Raw genomic sequence first — 15,576 nt, 5'->3', positions numbered from 1 at the left:
TAATTTGTAAAGCGATGGTTTCTACAACAAGCCATCGCTTTTTATTTTGCATAGAGCATCAATATAAACGCTACCGTGTCACTTTTTTATAGCACCTTTCTGGCCTACCAACAGAGCCATAGTTTAAATCAGCCTCTAGTTCACCAGTGCTGATAAGATACTCCAAATAGCGCCTCGCCGTTGTTCGGCTCGCGCCGATCTTTTCGCCTGCCTCATCAGCGGTCAGCACACTGCCATTTGGGAACAACTCTCTGATCTTGTCTAGGGTTACACCATCAATCCCTTTTGGTAATCGGTTCGGCAAGTTGTCTTGATTGGCGTGAGACTGCAGCATTTTATCAACGAGGTTCTGATCCAAACTCTCTACGATGTCTAGTTGTTGGCGTTGGGACACATACTTTTTCAGTGCGGCATCTAAGCGTGGAAACATCACTGGTTTTAACAGGTAATCGACAACGCCACCCCTCATCGCCTGTTGTAATGTATCGACATCCCTTGCGGCTGTAATCAAAATGACATCACACGTTTGGTTACTTGCACGCAGTGTATTTAGTATCTCAAGCCCTGTGCCATCGGGAAGATAGACATCCATCAATAGTAAATCTGGCTTAAGAATGTCGAGTTGCATTTCTGCTTCCATTCTCGTGGTCGCAATTCCAACCACTTCCAAACCTGTCAGTTGGCTTAAGTATTTGTGGTGCAGCTCAGCAATAGCCAGATCATCTTCAATGATCATTACGCGAGTCGCCATACTCATAATTGTTCTTCCTTGGGTAAGTACACCGTTATTCTTGTCCCATAATTTGTATTGGGTATCATCTCAACATGGCCGTGATATCGAGTAGCAAGCTGATTGACAAGGTGTAACCCAACACCTCGATTTTGACGAGATTTCGTCGAAACGCCTTTTGTAAATAATGTTTGTGGATCCATTGTTTTTGGGAGGCCACAGCCATGATCTATCACCTCAAGTATCACTTCATTTCCGTAATCGCTAACGGACACATCAATGTTTCTGCGTTCTGACGCAACATTTGATTCATCGCGAATTGAAGTTAACGTGGCATCGAAAGCGTTATCAATCAAATTACCCAAAATTGTGACTAGTTCTTCCGAATTTAGCCACTCAGGCAGGGGCTCCAGACGACTGCCTTCCTCAACCACCAGTTGTAAGCCTAACTCGCGAGCACGTTCAGTTTTTCCAAGCAACATACCTGCAATTAGCGGGTCCTTAACGGTATCTCTTAAAAACTCAATCATTGCTTGATAGTGTGCTGTTTCTTGTCCAATTAACTTTTGCACCGCATCAAGTTCACCCATTTGTACTAGCCCACTAATGGTGTTGAGCTTATTGCGATGCTCATGGGTCTGCGAACGTAACAAATCTGCATATTCCTTGGTTTGTGATAGCTGCTCGGTTAGATCATTGATTTCATCCCTTAAACGGAAACTCGATACCGCCCCCACGATTTTTCCATCAACATAAATTGGAGAGCGATTTGCAATCAGGCGCTTATGATTAAGGAATATTTCAATATCATGATCTTCCTGCCCGCTTTCTAACACTGTATATAGATCGCTATCACGCAGCGTATCAGTCAAAGGTTTATTGAGCGCTGATTCTCTATCAATACCGAGAATCTGGCAGGCACTACGATTTATCGAGCGAAGTATCCCTTGGGCATCAATGCTTAACACGCCCTCTTTGATGGTGCTCATCGTCACTTCTAATTCGCCGTACAACCGCCCTATTTCTTCAGGCTCAAAGCCTAAAATGGCGCGCTGAAACTTTCTCGACGCATAATTGGATACAATGGCATTAGCGACGACAACTACGATGACCATTAAAATCAAAAAGGCCAAAAATGGTTCGATGCGGTCTTGCAGTCGGTCGAGCAAATAGCCAACCGAAACCACACCAATGATGTTCCCTTGCTCGTCAAAAATCGCAGCTTTACCACGAACTGAATAACCTAACGAGCCCTGTGCCGTCGAAACATAAGACAACCCCTGTTCTAGCGCTCGACGATTGTCGCCACCTCTCATTGGCTTGCCCAACCGCTCATCAACAGGGTGGATTAAGCGTACTCCCTTATGGTCGCCAATAACGATGAATGCAGCACCTATGGCTTCGGTTAATTCTCTAAAGCGAAGTTGGTATGGCTGGGGGTTTTGGGTTTCGATCATTTCACGAACAACCGCTGAGTCCGCTAAAAAACGGGCAACACCCAGTGCTTTTTCTCCCATTTCTTGCTCTTGATTGATTTTGAGATAAGTGAACCCCGCGGCGACAAGCAATAACAGCTCTATCAACCCCGATAGCGTCATGATAATGAGCATCCGCTTACGAAAGCTGATGGTTTTCCAACTCATTGATACATCCTTGTGATTCACTCTTGAGCGTAACGTTAACACTCAGTTAACAGCATGACGTTGTCGTGGTGATAAATCTGTGAGGAAGGCAAACAAACCGCAGAGTTTACGGTTAATTAATCGACGAGCTGAAACATAAAATTACAACCATTCACCAAATTTAGCATTCCTCTCTGATACTCAATTCCATACATAAATTGCCCTTAAAATCATGATCGCGATCACATCGATTTTAGCGGTTTTTGAGGCGTTTTTAGACTTTACAACGTATAATTTTTAATCAACGAAACCAATGAGAGTTTCGGTTTGAAAGCAGTGAAGCTGGAAGTCTATTAAAAGCTCAACATTGATGTCAGTGGTTTGGACAAAAATAAAACAAAACACAAATACTGACTACATGACAAACACTTAGACACCATCTGAAAACTGGAAAACTATAAACAGAGGTGCATTTATAGTTAGAAGGAACACCAAACATGGAACGCGATACCTTTGGAATATGCCTGAATAAGGCGATGCTGTCAGAGAATATGTATTCAACATTTACACACGTCAGGGCTTATGAAAAAAACGGAGGCGGTACTTCTGATCTCAAAGTCCTGTTATCGTTCCCTCAAATGAGTGGAAAAGATCTATTGAATACGATGCGAGGTTCTCGTCAGCTCGAGTGGAGAGCGGAGTTTCACTGTCCATATACGAAATAAATTTGTAACATCTCCCGCGCCCAGCACAAATATAACTGGGCGCATACTACTGCCCAATTTTCCCTCCTACTTAACACGCAGTTACGAATCCTTTATATTAGAGCTAATACTCTACGACAAAGCAGCCATTATGAAAAAAACAGGAAAGTTTTGGATACTGGGCTTACTTAGCAGCTCGATTTCCCTTGCCTGTCATGCGGCACCGATCACTTTTGATACCGCATGGCAGCTATTGCTAGAAAACAACTATTCTCTTAAAGCTCAACGCTCAAACGTCGAGAACTACCAATACCAAGAGAGTGCCACCAGCAATCTCAACTTACCTCAAGTTACCATTGGCGCGAATTACACGCGTTTAGATACCGATATCACGCTTTCGGGAAAACAGATTCTAGACAGCACAGGAGCACACATTAACGTACCTCCTGCTTTTCAGCCTATTTTTGGTGCCTTAGCTAATACCACTTCGACCATAACCGAGCGCGATATTTTCTCTTCGTCTATTCGTGCCATTTGGCCAATTTTTACTGGTGGTAGAATTTCTGCGGCTCAATCAGCAGCAGAAGGCAAAACGGATGAGGCGAAAAGTCAGCTTTTAATGGAACAACAAGCGCGTTTTGAAGATTTATCGAAGTACTACTTTTCTGTCGTACTGGCAAAGGAAGTACTCGCAACGCGGCAAGCGGTTGAAGCTGGGCTAAAAAAGCATCGAGATTTTGCCATTAAGCTTGAAGAGCAAGGACAAATCGCGCACGTTGAGCGCCTGCAAGCCGAGGCTTCTTTAGATAAAGCATCTGTAGAAACACGTAAAGCAGCCAGCGATTTGAGTATCGCTCAGGCTGCATTAGGTAAATTACTCGCGCAAGATGATGCCGTAGAGCCCGCTGAATCTTTGTTTATCAACGACAGTCTTCCCCCTCTTAGCGCTTTTGTCGATCAAACGCTGCTTACCTATCCGGGGTTAGAACTTCTGAGCGCTAAACACAAACAAGCCTCTAGCTTAATCAAAGCAGAAAAAGGGAAATACTACCCTGAAGTTTATCTTTACGGCGACTACAGCTTGTATGAAGACGATTCTCTCGCAAGCCAAATGAAGCCTGACTGGTTAGTTGGTGTTGGTGTCAGCATTCCACTGATTGAATCATCAGGGCGAAGCGAAAAAGTCAAAGCCGCTCAAAGCGTCGTCTCGCAGGTCGACTCATTAAAGTCCCAAGCCAAACAAGACTTATCGCTGTTAGTCCAAAAGACATACTTGGAGGCTCAGCAAGCCATTGATGAAGTACAAGGGCTCGCATCTAGCATTGAACTCGCTAACGAAAACCTGCGCTTGCGTGAAAAAGCATTTACTCAGGGTCTGTCGTCTTCTCTGGATGTTGTGGATGCACAACTTTATGTCGCGAGTATAGAAACACAACGTTCAGCGGCGCGTTTCCGCTATTTAATATCTTTAACCAAGCTACTCGCATTGAGCAGTGAAATGAACAGCTTCGAACAATATCAAAATACCGCTTATATCCCTGCTTCAACATCCAAAGAGGTGAAATAAATCATGGCAGCTAAATCACTAAAACCCGTTTTACTCTCACTTTGTGCTTTGGGTGTTGCCTCTTGGGTTGGGTATCAATTTTACCAAGCCTATCAACCGGAACCGATCCGCTTACAGGGATTAATTGAAGCCCAGCAATACAGCATTTCCTCAAAAGTCCCAGGGCGTATTGATGAGGTCATGGTACGTAAAGGCGACGATGTAGAGAAAGGTCAGCTTATTTTTACCCTTCATAGTCCTGAAATTGAAGCGAAGTTAGAACAAGCAAAAGCAGGTGAAAAAGCGGCGGACGCCTTAGCTCAAGAAGCTGAGAAAGGCGCACGTGAGCAACAAATCCAAGCAGCAAAAGATCAGTGGATGAAAGCCAAAGCCGCTGCGAATTTAATGGAAAAAACCTACAATCGTGTGAATAACCTTTATAACGATGGCGTGGTTGCAGAACAAAAACGCGATGAAGCTTTAACTCAGTGGCAAGCAGCGAAATACACAGAAAGTGCCGCGTTTCAAATGTACGAAATGGCAAAAGAAGGCGCTAGAAGTGAAACCAAAGTGGCTGCGGCGGAAAAAGCGCGCATGGCATCAGGTGCCGTAGCCGAAGTAGAAGCGTACGCGAAAGATACTCAGATCTACAGCTGGTTTGACGGCGAAGTCTCTCAAGTTCTACTTCAAAGTGGTGAATTAGCACCTCAGGGCTTCCCGGTTGTTACTGTGATAGATACAGAAGATGCCTGGGCGACACTTAATGTGCGTGAAGATTACCTTCAACACTTTAAAAAAGGAGCAACCTTTGATGCCTATTTGCCTGCCTTAAACAAAAATGTTGAGTTCAAAGTAACGCATGTTGCCGTTATGGGTGACTTTGCAACGTGGAGAGCAACCGATGCTTCTCAAGGTTTTGATCTTCGTACCTTTGAAGTAGAAGCTCGTCCAGCTCAACCCGAACCTGAACTGCGTATGGGAATGAGTGTTGTCGTTGAACTTTAATCACAACCACTAGGTTAATGCTATGACGATTAAGATTTCACAGCGGCATATCTTACGACGAGACAAGTGGTTGCTTTCGTGCCTTACTTGGATACCGATTTTGCTCGCGCTGATGATTTGGGGAGTGTTCTCTGCGGGCATTGCCCGGGATCTGCCAATCGGTGTGGTTGATCTACAACATTCCCAACTTTCTCGAAAGCTCATTCAATCTTTGGATGCGTCGTCGAGTCTGGCTGTTAACTATCATTACGCCAGTGCAAGCGAAGCAAAAAATGCGATGATTGAAGGCGATATCTACGCTTACGCGGTCATCCCATCTAAGTTCGACCAAGATATTCTCCAGCACCGCCAACCTCAACTTTCTGTCTTTTACAACAGTCAGTACATTTTGGTAGCGAAACTGATCAACTCTGCCGTTGCGCAAGCACAAGGCTATTTCGACGCTCAGGTTGAAGTAATGGGCAACTTGGCTAAGGGTAACACCACAACGTTAGCAGCGGCTGGACAGGCTGTACCCGTGTCGACACAAATAACCGCATTATTTAACCGTAACAATAACTACGCACAATTTTTGGTAACGGCTATCGTGCCAGCCATTTGGCAAATATGTATTGTAGTAAGCACTATTTTGATTCTTGCCGCGCACTTTCGCATTTATGGTGGAAAGAATAGCTTTGCATTTTTGGGCGAAAAGCCATACGCCAGGCTCACTACCCTATTAAGTCAGTACATTCCGGTCTTTATGGCGCAAGGTGCGTTGTTCTTGTACTGGTTTTATTCCGTGCTTGATTGGCCAATGGAAGGCAGTTTTGTGGTTATGCTATTAGCACAATTGGCGACGGTTATCGCCTGTATCATTATGGGAGCGTTGTTCTTCTTCTTGTCGATGGATCCTGCACGTGCGATGAGTTTTGCTGGCGCATTTACGGCTCCAAGCTTCGCGTTCATGGGAATTACATTCCCAGTTTCTGACATGAACACGCTCGCTTATGCATGGCGTTCATTATTGCCGATTACCCATTACATTGAAGTACAAGTGAGTCAAGCAAGCTATGGAGCATCGGCCGCACAATCTTTAAGCTCGCTATGGCCTATGATTGGTTACGTTGTGCCCCTGCTCATTACCGCAGCCTTGATGGGTAAACATCGAACAGCTTCATCAACACGCCAAGCGAAGGAGGCGGTATGACATTGTGGCAACTGATTAAAGCGGAACTTAAGGCCGTTCTAACCAATCCAGTCGTTACGTTGACCGTGTTTGGTGGTGTCGTATTTTACTCGTTTTTATACCCTTTGCCTTATGCACAACAAACGCCTCGTGAACAACCAATCGCGATTGTTAATCTAGATGGTAGTCAGACGAGTTTAAAGCTAGAACGTATGGTTGATGCCACTCCGCAAGTCAACGTAGTCACTCGACTTCATACGATTGCCGATGCAAAGCAAGCATTTTTACAACGAGAGATCACCGGTTTTTTAGTCATACCAGAACACTTTTACAAAGACCTAATGCTAGGTAAAAGCCCGACTCTGGTCTACGCTGCGGACGCCTCGTATTTTCTCGTGTACGGAACCGTGGTAGAAGGATTGGCCCAAGCTGGAGGCACATTAGGGGCCCAAGTGAAAGTCAGTAAAATGGTGATAGATGGTGTGCCCATGAGTATGGCTAGCCATAATTACTCTGCTATTAAGCTTAATATGAAACCAACGTTCAACCCAACCATGGGTTACATCGAATACGTAGTGCCGGCAGTATTTGTTCTGATTTTACAACAAACGTTGATCATGGCGGTTGGATTACAAACGGGAACACAGCGTCATGGTCGTGGCTATTGGTCACAAGTATCAACGGGATCGCTGCTGCTTGTGAGAACGTTAGTATTTGTGGCAATTTATTATTTACTCGGCGCCTATTATTTTGGTTTTAGCTTCGAACGTTTAAACGTAAACCATATCGCCAATGCGGGCGAATTGCTGGCTATGTTGTTCCCGTTCTTTTTAGGTTGTTGCGGACTAGGCTTCTGGCTAGGTTACTTATTACCTCGGCGTGAACTTGTCACCTTAGTCGTCTTAGTGAGCTCTATGCCGCTCATTTTCTTGGCTGGTTTTATTTGGCCGATTGAAGCCATACCTACTCCCTTACTATGGATTGCTGATTTAAGCCCAAGCACTTGGGCGATCAAAGCTTTCTTAGCGCTAAACCAAATGGGGGCAACCTGGCAACAAGTCGCTCCACATTGGACAGCACTTTGGGCACTCACCGTGCTTTGGGGTAGCGTTGCGTACTGGATTGCTAAGCGAAGTAACAAGCCAGTTGTAACAGAGAGCTTGGGGTGATAGCTGGCATTTTTATTACTATAAAAAAAGCCGGGTAACTAAACCCGGCTGAAAATCTGCGTCCTTGCAGCGGACATATGGTAAAAACACTTTTTGCTCTGGGCTTACCCATTGAGCGAGGTTAGATTAAGCCAAAAAGTATGGACTCCATACTCTCATATAGAGGGTTATATCCTTCCAATAGACATTAGCTCTTCGCTAGAACGATAACGTTTTTCAGACACAAAAAAAACAAGACTCACATTGAGTCTTGTTGTTGAGAGGGATGAGCAGGATACATGTCGCCGCTAAGTCATATCACGGATTATTTTCTCTCGGTATTCTGTAACGACCTTCATGATTGAATTTTTTACATCACCGACTTGCTTAGATGGTTGGCACCATAGGCCAAAACCAAACTTAAAACCTTCCAATAATTCAGAAGCTTCCACTGGCTCTATATGATTATTAGAAAACTCCGAATGGGCAAACGTTCTGGGGAGAATCGCCCATCCTAAACCTGCTTCAACCATTTTCACTACAAGGGCCAATTGGTCGACCTCTTCATGGTTCGAACTTACGATGACTTTTTCGCCCATTCCCTCTTCAATAAGAGACCGCAATACAAATTGTTTACTATTCCTCAAGGCTGTCAATACTCGATCTGGTGCAACAGAAGCGAGTTCACCACCTTTCTGGACGAAAGGAACAAATTCAAAATGACCTAAAAACGTCGCATCCAGACTATGTATTGCTCGACTATCATGCACATTGACAATACCGAATTGATACTCACCATTCTGTAAACCCTCTTTAATTTCGTTGCGATTACGAACAAGAAAGTTAACTCGCATCATCGGAAAATCTGCCGCTAATTGAATACGAAGCAATACAAGAAAACGGTGTGGTATAGCGCTTGAATAGGCGATACTAACATTCTCTAATCCACCGTAAGAAAGACTCAGTGCGACTTTATCGAAAGTACGAGCCTGTTCGATGGTTTGCTTAGCATAGTGGTACAGATGGTGGCCATCTTCTGTCGGTTCTACCGAGCGCCCCACTCGCTCAAACAGGTTGACCGCCAGTTGGTCTTCAAGATTGGTAATCACCTGCCCTATTGTGGTTCGGTGCTTATTGAGTTTGACCGCCGCCTTACTAAACGAAAGCTGTTCATAAACGGTTACGAACGCGAGAAGTTGTTCAAAACTAAAATTCATAGGTTGTGCTTACTTTTTAGAGTTATCTAATTAAATTACCACAAGATCGTAGAATTGCTACTTGGTAACGGTAACAATCTGCGTTTGAATTCCTTCTCGACGACACAAAAAAAACCTACTAGCGTCAGTAGGTTTTCTCTCACTTAGTTGTACTCAACGACACGAGCTAAATAGTTGAATTCTCCTGAGTCACCATGGTAATCACGGTAGACATCGACACTGAAATATTTAGGTTGATCAGCGTAAATGTGGTCAACGACTTTTTGCTCAAGTGACTCCAACGTTTCACCGACCTGAGAGTACACGAACTGCTTGTTCACTTTTTCCAATTTACGTTGTTTCGCTTCTTTGTGTGACACATAGTTGTTGATCTCTTCCCACTTTCCCACGAACTCGACCGCCACGTAACTCGAGTTCTCGTCAATCATAATAAAGGCTGCACCTTCTTCTTTGATTGCAGACAGTTGCTGCATATCACTATCCACTTTTTGCTGGTCAAGATGGGCTCCACTTTGGGCGAATGCAGTCGCGGAAGCGGTAAGCATCATGAGTGTAAGAACGGCTTTTTTCATTGTATCGTTTTCCTGTATTAAGGGAGTTCAGTTACCCAAAGTTGCCCTTGGGTGGCTTTTTTGAATCCATATTCGTAAATCGTCAGCAAGTAGCGGTGATCGAACATATCTTTCGTTACTTTGGCGTATCTGAAATCTTGATCAATGTAGGTAAACTGCATCTCGATATCGTTGATTTCACTGATGTATTTCATTCGATAGAGATCACCACGAGTTTGCGCTAGCGTAAGGCTTGAGACACTTTTCGATACCAAGTCCAAACCTTTGTCTTTTAGTGGACGATACGGCGCTTTTAACGCACCATTGCGAATCACATCCAACTGAGGCGCTTTTTCTAACCCCAAAGCATCTGAGATTTGTTGATAGTTGAAGTTAGACGGATTAAAGAACACCTGCGCTGCGAGACCACCATCTACGTGTAACTCCTCAAGAGTTTCTCCATCATGTTCAACATCGATAAATTGTGGAGGGAAAACACCAGGGATCGATGCGCTCGCAGCAAGCACCTTGTAAATCAGTTCAGATTTGTCCGCTAAATCACTGTTCGCAATCGCACCAATATTCCAAATCACCAGTTCGCCTGAATCAAAATGGGTACTGCCAATAAAGAGGCGTTTACCATTGCGGTGTTGCTGCGCCATCGCCTCGATCATGGGCTCAGGGTAAGCGTCTGCGATGAAATCATAGAGGTTCTCACCATCGGTAAACGCGTCCTTAAACAGGGTATTTAAGAAGTTCTTCTTACCCAAAATATTCTTATCATTGATGTTGAGCATGACTTCTTTCATCTTTGGCATCGCATCACCGCCAATGAAAACAAAAGGAGCGATTAGGGCACCAGCACTGACTCCAGTAATGATGGCATAATCTTTTAGCTCCCCCTTTTCCTGTAGCCCCATCAAAACGCCGGCCCCGTATGCGCCGTTTACGCCACCACCCGATAAGGCCAAAATATTGAGCTGTTCACCCTCTACTTTGATCGGTGTGGTTTGATTGTGCGCTGAGTAGAGAAAATCCGGCGCTTCATTGGCCCACATTCGAAGTGGCTCATTTGGTGTTGAGCTCGCGATCTCGACATCTTTATAGTTGCTTTGAGAAACACGAACATCCAGCGTATGGGGTGAACTACAAGCTACTATCAGCAGCGAAAGTACAACCGTCACACCAGAGGAAATTAAACGATTCATAATCAGTCTCATTTAATGTTCTCTGGCGTATGACCAGAGACTCAGTTTGAAGTTAATTGGGTCAAAATGAAGTCCGTTTCGTTGTGTGGAGTTACTATAGCTAGGCACGGTTAAACCCCATAATCGCGATTGTAGGATGCTATCCATCAAAGCAATTATGCCAAGTTTCTATATGCTAACTTTACGCTTCTCCGTTAATTAGGTACTGCGCTAAGCAATTTTCACGACGTTGAACTCATGCGTCGGTTCGACAAATTCGTATTGGGCATTGATCGTCTGTAGCTCCCATGTGCCATAGCCTTTGGTGATCTCCAATACACCGTAAACGGCGTTATGTGTATGACGAAAGGCTGCGACAGGAGACATCTTCTTCACCAAACAAGAAGTAAAAATCGCAGAAATCAAATCACCGACACCGACGGGTTGCTGGTCAAAATCAATACTTGGACGCTGAGCTAAATAACACGCTTTCGGTGTCGCTAAGATCATACTGAAGGCGTCATCTGTTAGTGCATGCAGGTGTTTCACCAATACCATTTTCGGTCCCAGCTCTAGGGTTTTTTTACATGCAGTGACCGCATCATAAAGAGAGTTAATTTTCACACCTGTTAACTCGCTCAGTTCAAACTGGTTAGGAACAATCACATCAGCGATTGGCAACAAGCTATGGCTTATCGCTTCTTTGACACCGTCTGCCACAATGCAACCTTTGTCTGGATCACCCATAACTGGGTCACACACATAAAGTGCACTATGGTTACGCGATTTGACTAAACTTACCGCTTCGGCCACCGCTCGACATTGCTCTGCGCTTCCTTGATAACCGGACAGTATCGCGCCACATTCGCCTAACTTCTCAATGTTATCTAAGCCTCTCATTAGAGAATGAATTTCATCTGCCCCAAACTTCTGTCCAGTCCAACCTTGCTGGTACTGAGTGTGATTTGAAAACTGAACCGTGTGAATTGGCCAGACTTCGAGGCCCATTCTCTGCATCGGGAAGACGGCAGAACTGTTTCCTGCGTGGCCATAAACCACATGAGATTGAATAGAAATAATGCTTTTCATAAGTCACTCTTAATTGAGAAGTTTGTTAGCTTGGCGACTAAATAAACACAATGCCGCGCACTGTGCTTATTTGGTCGGAATAGCCTCGACAACGCCGAGGCTTATTCTTAATCAGGCTGGATTCATTAGCCTTTGAATTCAGCAAAGTACTCATCCAACACTTTGCGTGTTGCACGACCGATAAGCTCGTATTCGTGGTGAGTAAGGTTTGCTAGCGAAACTCGAACTGATGCATGCACTACATCGAAGCCTTGGCCTGGAAGTAGGATAACGCCGGTTTCATGTGCAAGGCGGAACAGGAAGTCTTTGCCCTTCTCGCTCGCTTTGAACCATTCAACGAATGCTGGTCCGTACAATTTGCCGCCCAGAGTGTCGAGCTCAAGCAGTGTGTAGTAGTCCACACGATCTTTGTTTTCTTCAATTTCTACACCCATGTTTTTGTACAGAGTTTTGTAACGCTCGCGAATGATGCGTTTACATGCTTCTTTGTAGTTTTTCTCTGAGTCCATCAGACAATTCAATGAGAACAGCGCCATTTGAACTTGTTGAGGAAGCGACAAACCTGCTGTGTGGTTAAGCGCTACGCTACGGCTGTCGGCAACGATACGGTCAATAAACTTGATCTCACGAGGTTCCGGAGTCAGCGTTTTGTAACGATCGTCCAACTCAAGTTGACGCACTTCAGGAAGGCTACGCATTGCATCGTCAAACACGTTGTTGTGTTGAATCGCAATCGAGCCTAAACGCCAGCCTGTTGCACCGAAGTACTTAGAGAACGAATACACACAAAGCGTGTTGTATGGCAGTTTTGCAAACAGTGAGACAAAGTCGTCCGCAAATGTGCCGTATACATCGTCAGTCACAATGAACAGGTCGCTACGTTCGTTGTTCACAAAATTTGATAGGTTATCCAGAGTCTCATCCGAGAACTTCACAGACGCTGGGTTTGCCGGGTTAACAACACAAAGCAGTTTGATGCCTGTATCTGCAAGCTTTTCGATTTCAGACATCGGCAGTTGCCATGTTGTCTCATCCAGACGTAGTTCAACGATTTCCAGTTCGTATTCACTCAGTTCTGGAATCTCTAGGTAAGGCGTAAAGATTGGAGTGATTAGCGCAACCTTGTCACCTTTCTTCAATAGACCGTTGTTGAACATAGTTTGGAAGGTGTACGTCATAGACGCCGTACCGCCTTCCGTTGCAAACAGATCGAAGTCTGTTGTCATTGGCATTGGGCCGTACATCTCTTCTGCAATGTATTGCTTCACAACGGTTTCGATGTTCGTCAACATACGTGGTGGCACTGGGTAGTTACATGCAAGGTATGCGTTAACCAGTTCATTCAAGAATGCTTGTTTCTCTAGACCCAAACGGTCTTTTACGTAGCTCAGCGACTTTTCCAAGAACTGTACGCCTTGGTCTTGTTTATTCTTGCTTGCAAACGTATCGAAGCGTTCAACAATGCCCACACCATCTGGAATGCCACCGAAACCACCATCTAGGTATGAATAAGTGCGCTCGGCTTCCAATATTGCGAACTCACCCAAACGAATGAACGCTTTACGTGGTAGTGTCGCAAGAAAATTAGGATTACCACGACCTGCATCTAATAACGCGCGGTCAGGAACAGTTTGTGCCACTTCAATTAGTTTATCTTTTAATTCAAATGGGCTTAAATCTGCAAATTTTGAAAAATCAATTGTTGTGTTTTGCGTAGTCATAATATTTACCTGAATCTATTATTTAGTAAAATTTGGATAATACTTCCCCTACCGCCTATTTAATTAGGCGATAAGCGTGTTCGAATTTATTTAAATTACATGCCTGCGTTTAAAGTAATAATGCCGACAATAATTGGACCCCATAGGGTAAGCAGGACATTGGCGACTGCATAAGTCACAGTGAATGAGAATACTGGCGTTGCGTTACCTGTTTTTTCCATTAAAGCCGCGAATGCTGGGTTCGCACTTCGTCCACCTGTCACACAGCCAAGTGCTTCAACCGGGTTCTTAATCTTCAATACAAAATATGAGAAGAAGAACGAAATAATCTGAGGGATAATCGTTACACCCATGCCAAGGAACAACAGAGACATACCGTGTTCTTTGATGGTGTCGACCGCTTGAGGCCCAGCCTCAAGGCCAACAATGCCTACAAATGCTGCCAAACCGAAATCTCGAATAAAGTTCGCGGCACCCACAGGAAACTGAGCAACATGCGGATTGCGGCTACGCAACCAACCGACGATCAAACCTGAGATCAAACAACCTGCACCAGAACCGATAGTGACGGGAATACCAGCAATCTTAAAACTGATTAGACCAATTAATAGGCCCACCACCATGCCCATACCAAGCACGATTAAGTCAGTCACGTTTGCTGAGCCCATTCGCTGACCAATGTTTTTCTCAACGCGATTGATATCTTTTGCGGTACCTGTAAGCTGGATGACGTCGTTTTTCTTCACCACAAGATCCGGCGTCATTTCAATTGAGTTGCCTTCACGAATATAGTCTGTCACATAAATACCGCGCATAGAGCCTTGGTTCGAAGCCTCTTTAATCTCTTGCAGCGACTTACCAATCAGTTTGCGGTTGTCTGCGATCAGTTGACGGTTTTCTTCAGTAACTTCATAGCCTTCTGGAAGTGCAATCTCGTTGTCAGCCAAACCATCTTGCAGCTTATGTACCGCATTACGACGACCAGTTACAACAATGACATCCCCTTCTTTCAGTGCTGTGAATTTGTCCACTTCTAGCACTTTGCCATCACGTTGAATCAATTCAATACAAGCAGCTAGAGCGTGTTGGTTTAACTGAGCTAAGGTTTTGCCTGCTAGCCCACCATCTTTGCTCACTTTAAATGCTCGTGTAACCAGCGCTGTGATAGCGTTGAACTCACCCGGCGCTAAATCACGCTTACCATTTGAATTTTTCTCTTCTAGCGCAATCGCTTCTGCTCGGATATCCCACTTCATCAGTGTTGGGAATACCCATGTCACCATCAGAATTGGACCAAGCGAACCAAAGATGTACGTAACCGCGTAGCCTACTGCGACGTTGGTCTGCATTAGGTGCTTCGCTTCTTCTGTCACACCACCAAGACGTGCGATCGCATCACCCGCTGTACCGATGATTGCCGATTGAGTCAAACCACCAGCTGCAAGGCCTGCTGCCGTACCTCTGTCTAGATCAAACATCCAAGCTGCTGCTAGTACACAAAGCAGGCCAGAAACCGTCATCACTACAGCAGAAAGTAGAATGTTGATGGTTCTAAAGTTCAATGCTTTAAAGAACTGCGCACCACCTTGATACCCTACTGCGTAAATAAAGAGCGCAAAGAAAATGCTTTTTACGCCGGGATCAATATGAACACCAAATTGCCCAATAATTACACCCATTAATAATGTTCCCGCAACACCGCCAAGAACAAATCGACCAATGGTAATTTTACCTACCATATAACCGAGAGAGAGCGTAATAAAGAGAGCAACAAATGGTGCCATGTCAAAAAGGTTAGAAATAATTTCCATGACAATTTTACTCTTACTAATAAATATAAACCTCAAATAATCTAACGAATAATCTGTCACTCATATTTGTTGGATTA

13 protein-coding genes are annotated in these 15,576 nt (G+C 44.5%); 5 read left to right on the top strand and 8 right to left on the bottom strand.

Annotated elements, in window-relative coordinates; all coding sequences use genetic code 11:
- Positions 1 to 70 precede the first annotated feature (70 nt).
- Together R8269_RS11360 and R8269_RS11355 are read right to left on the bottom strand one after the other, a co-directional pair.
- Positions 71 to 757: a response regulator gene (locus R8269_RS11360; protein ID WP_017634565.1), complete on the bottom strand. Its 687-nt coding sequence runs from the start codon at positions 755 to 757 to the stop codon at positions 71 to 73.
- Positions 754 to 2,373 carry a sensor histidine kinase gene (locus R8269_RS11355; protein ID WP_258476788.1) on the bottom strand — a complete coding sequence of 540 codons (1,620 nt, stop codon included), beginning with the start codon at positions 2,371 to 2,373 and terminating at the stop codon, positions 754 to 756. The genes R8269_RS11360 and R8269_RS11355 overlap by 4 nt, the downstream gene beginning before the upstream one ends.
- A 476-nt stretch (positions 2,374 to 2,849) precedes the next feature.
- Here R8269_RS11355 and R8269_RS11350 point away from each other — a divergent pair, with 476 nt between their 5' ends.
- From R8269_RS11350 to R8269_RS11330, 5 genes are all read left to right on the top strand, one after another.
- Positions 2,850 to 3,077 carry a hypothetical protein gene (locus R8269_RS11350; protein WP_005377125.1) on the top strand — a complete coding sequence of 76 codons (228 nt, stop codon included), beginning with the start codon at positions 2,850 to 2,852 and terminating at the stop codon, positions 3,075 to 3,077.
- Between the two features lie 130 nt (positions 3,078 to 3,207).
- The gene (locus tag R8269_RS11345; RefSeq protein ID WP_053306992.1) at positions 3,208 to 4,623 is read left to right on the top strand and encodes a TolC family protein; all 1,416 of its coding nucleotides are present in this window, start codon (positions 3,208 to 3,210) and stop codon (positions 4,621 to 4,623) included.
- A 3-nt stretch (positions 4,624 to 4,626) separates the two neighbouring features.
- The gene (locus R8269_RS11340; protein WP_005377122.1) at positions 4,627 to 5,607 is read left to right on the top strand and encodes an HlyD family secretion protein; all 981 of its coding nucleotides are present in this window, start codon (positions 4,627 to 4,629) and stop codon (positions 5,605 to 5,607) included.
- Between the two features lie 22 nt (positions 5,608 to 5,629).
- Entirely contained in the window at positions 5,630 to 6,796 is a 1,167-nt protein-coding gene (locus tag R8269_RS11335; RefSeq protein ID WP_031778953.1) for an ABC transporter permease, read from the top strand.
- Positions 6,793 to 7,944, top strand: a complete 1,152-nt coding sequence (locus R8269_RS11330; protein WP_005377120.1) for an ABC transporter permease — start codon at positions 6,793 to 6,795, stop codon at positions 7,942 to 7,944. The genes R8269_RS11335 and R8269_RS11330 overlap by 4 nt, the downstream gene beginning before the upstream one ends.
- A 287-nt stretch (positions 7,945 to 8,231) precedes the next feature.
- Here R8269_RS11330 and R8269_RS11325 read toward each other — a convergent pair whose 3' ends face one another.
- The 6 genes from R8269_RS11325 to aspT all read right to left on the bottom strand — a co-directional run bounded on the left by R8269_RS11325 (position 8,232) and on the right by aspT (position 15,499).
- Positions 8,232 to 9,140, bottom strand: a complete 909-nt coding sequence (locus R8269_RS11325; protein ID WP_033906183.1) for a LysR family transcriptional regulator — start codon at positions 9,138 to 9,140, stop codon at positions 8,232 to 8,234.
- A 143-nt stretch (positions 9,141 to 9,283) separates the two neighbouring features.
- Entirely contained in the window at positions 9,284 to 9,712 is a 429-nt protein-coding gene (locus R8269_RS11320; protein WP_047102715.1) for a hypothetical protein, read from the bottom strand.
- 17 nt (positions 9,713 to 9,729) lie between these two features.
- Positions 9,730 to 10,899, bottom strand: a complete 1,170-nt coding sequence (locus R8269_RS11315) for a patatin-like phospholipase family protein (protein ID WP_054579567.1) — start codon at positions 10,897 to 10,899, stop codon at positions 9,730 to 9,732.
- 210 nt (positions 10,900 to 11,109) lie between these two features.
- Positions 11,110 to 11,967 carry a pyridoxal kinase PdxY gene (gene pdxY / locus R8269_RS11310; protein WP_054579568.1) on the bottom strand — a complete coding sequence of 286 codons (858 nt, stop codon included), beginning with the start codon at positions 11,965 to 11,967 and terminating at the stop codon, positions 11,110 to 11,112.
- Positions 11,968 to 12,092: 125 nt separating this feature from the next.
- Positions 12,093 to 13,688: a bifunctional aspartate transaminase/aspartate 4-decarboxylase gene (locus R8269_RS11305; protein WP_054579569.1), complete on the bottom strand. Its 1,596-nt coding sequence runs from the start codon at positions 13,686 to 13,688 to the stop codon at positions 12,093 to 12,095.
- 95 nt (positions 13,689 to 13,783) lie between these two features.
- Positions 13,784 to 15,499 (bottom strand): aspartate-alanine antiporter, encoded by a 1,716-nt coding sequence (aspT, locus tag R8269_RS11300; protein ID WP_258476791.1) that lies wholly within the window; start codon positions 15,497 to 15,499, stop codon positions 13,784 to 13,786.
- Between the last annotated feature and the right edge of the window lie 77 nt (positions 15,500 to 15,576).

It is taken from the genome of Vibrio sp. Vb0667, assembly GCF_033391095.1.
Note: the sequence above shows the minus strand (reverse complement) of the source record. Positions and strands in the feature narration are given on the sequence as shown.

Excerpts from the sequence above, each read along its gene's own strand:
- R8269_RS11360 (WP_017634565.1), bottom strand. The coding sequence starts at position 757 with ATGAGTATGGCGACTCGCGTAATGATCATTGAAGATGATCTGGCTATT.
- R8269_RS11320 (WP_047102715.1), bottom strand. The coding sequence starts at position 9,712 with ATGAAAAAAGCCGTTCTTACACTCATGATGCTTACCGCTTCCGCGACT.
- R8269_RS11325 (WP_033906183.1), bottom strand. The coding sequence starts at position 9,140 with ATGAATTTTAGTTTTGAACAACTTCTCGCGTTCGTAACCGTTTATGAA.
- R8269_RS11350 (WP_005377125.1), top strand. The coding sequence starts at position 2,850 with ATGGAACGCGATACCTTTGGAATATGCCTGAATAAGGCGATGCTGTCA.
- R8269_RS11345 (WP_053306992.1), top strand. The coding sequence starts at position 3,208 with ATGAAAAAAACAGGAAAGTTTTGGATACTGGGCTTACTTAGCAGCTCG.
- aspT (WP_258476791.1), bottom strand. The coding sequence starts at position 15,499 with ATGGAAATTATTTCTAACCTTTTTGACATGGCACCATTTGTTGCTCTC.
- pdxY (WP_054579568.1), bottom strand. The coding sequence starts at position 11,967 with ATGAAAAGCATTATTTCTATTCAATCTCATGTGGTTTATGGCCACGCA.
- R8269_RS11315 (WP_054579567.1), bottom strand. The coding sequence starts at position 10,899 with ATGAATCGTTTAATTTCCTCTGGTGTGACGGTTGTACTTTCGCTGCTG.
- R8269_RS11355 (WP_258476788.1), bottom strand. The coding sequence starts at position 2,373 with ATGAGTTGGAAAACCATCAGCTTTCGTAAGCGGATGCTCATTATCATG.
- R8269_RS11340 (WP_005377122.1), top strand. The coding sequence starts at position 4,627 with ATGGCAGCTAAATCACTAAAACCCGTTTTACTCTCACTTTGTGCTTTG.
- R8269_RS11305 (WP_054579569.1), bottom strand. The coding sequence starts at position 13,688 with ATGACTACGCAAAACACAACAATTGATTTTTCAAAATTTGCAGATTTA.
- R8269_RS11335 (WP_031778953.1), top strand. The coding sequence starts at position 5,630 with ATGACGATTAAGATTTCACAGCGGCATATCTTACGACGAGACAAGTGG.
- R8269_RS11330 (WP_005377120.1), top strand. The coding sequence starts at position 6,793 with ATGACATTGTGGCAACTGATTAAAGCGGAACTTAAGGCCGTTCTAACC.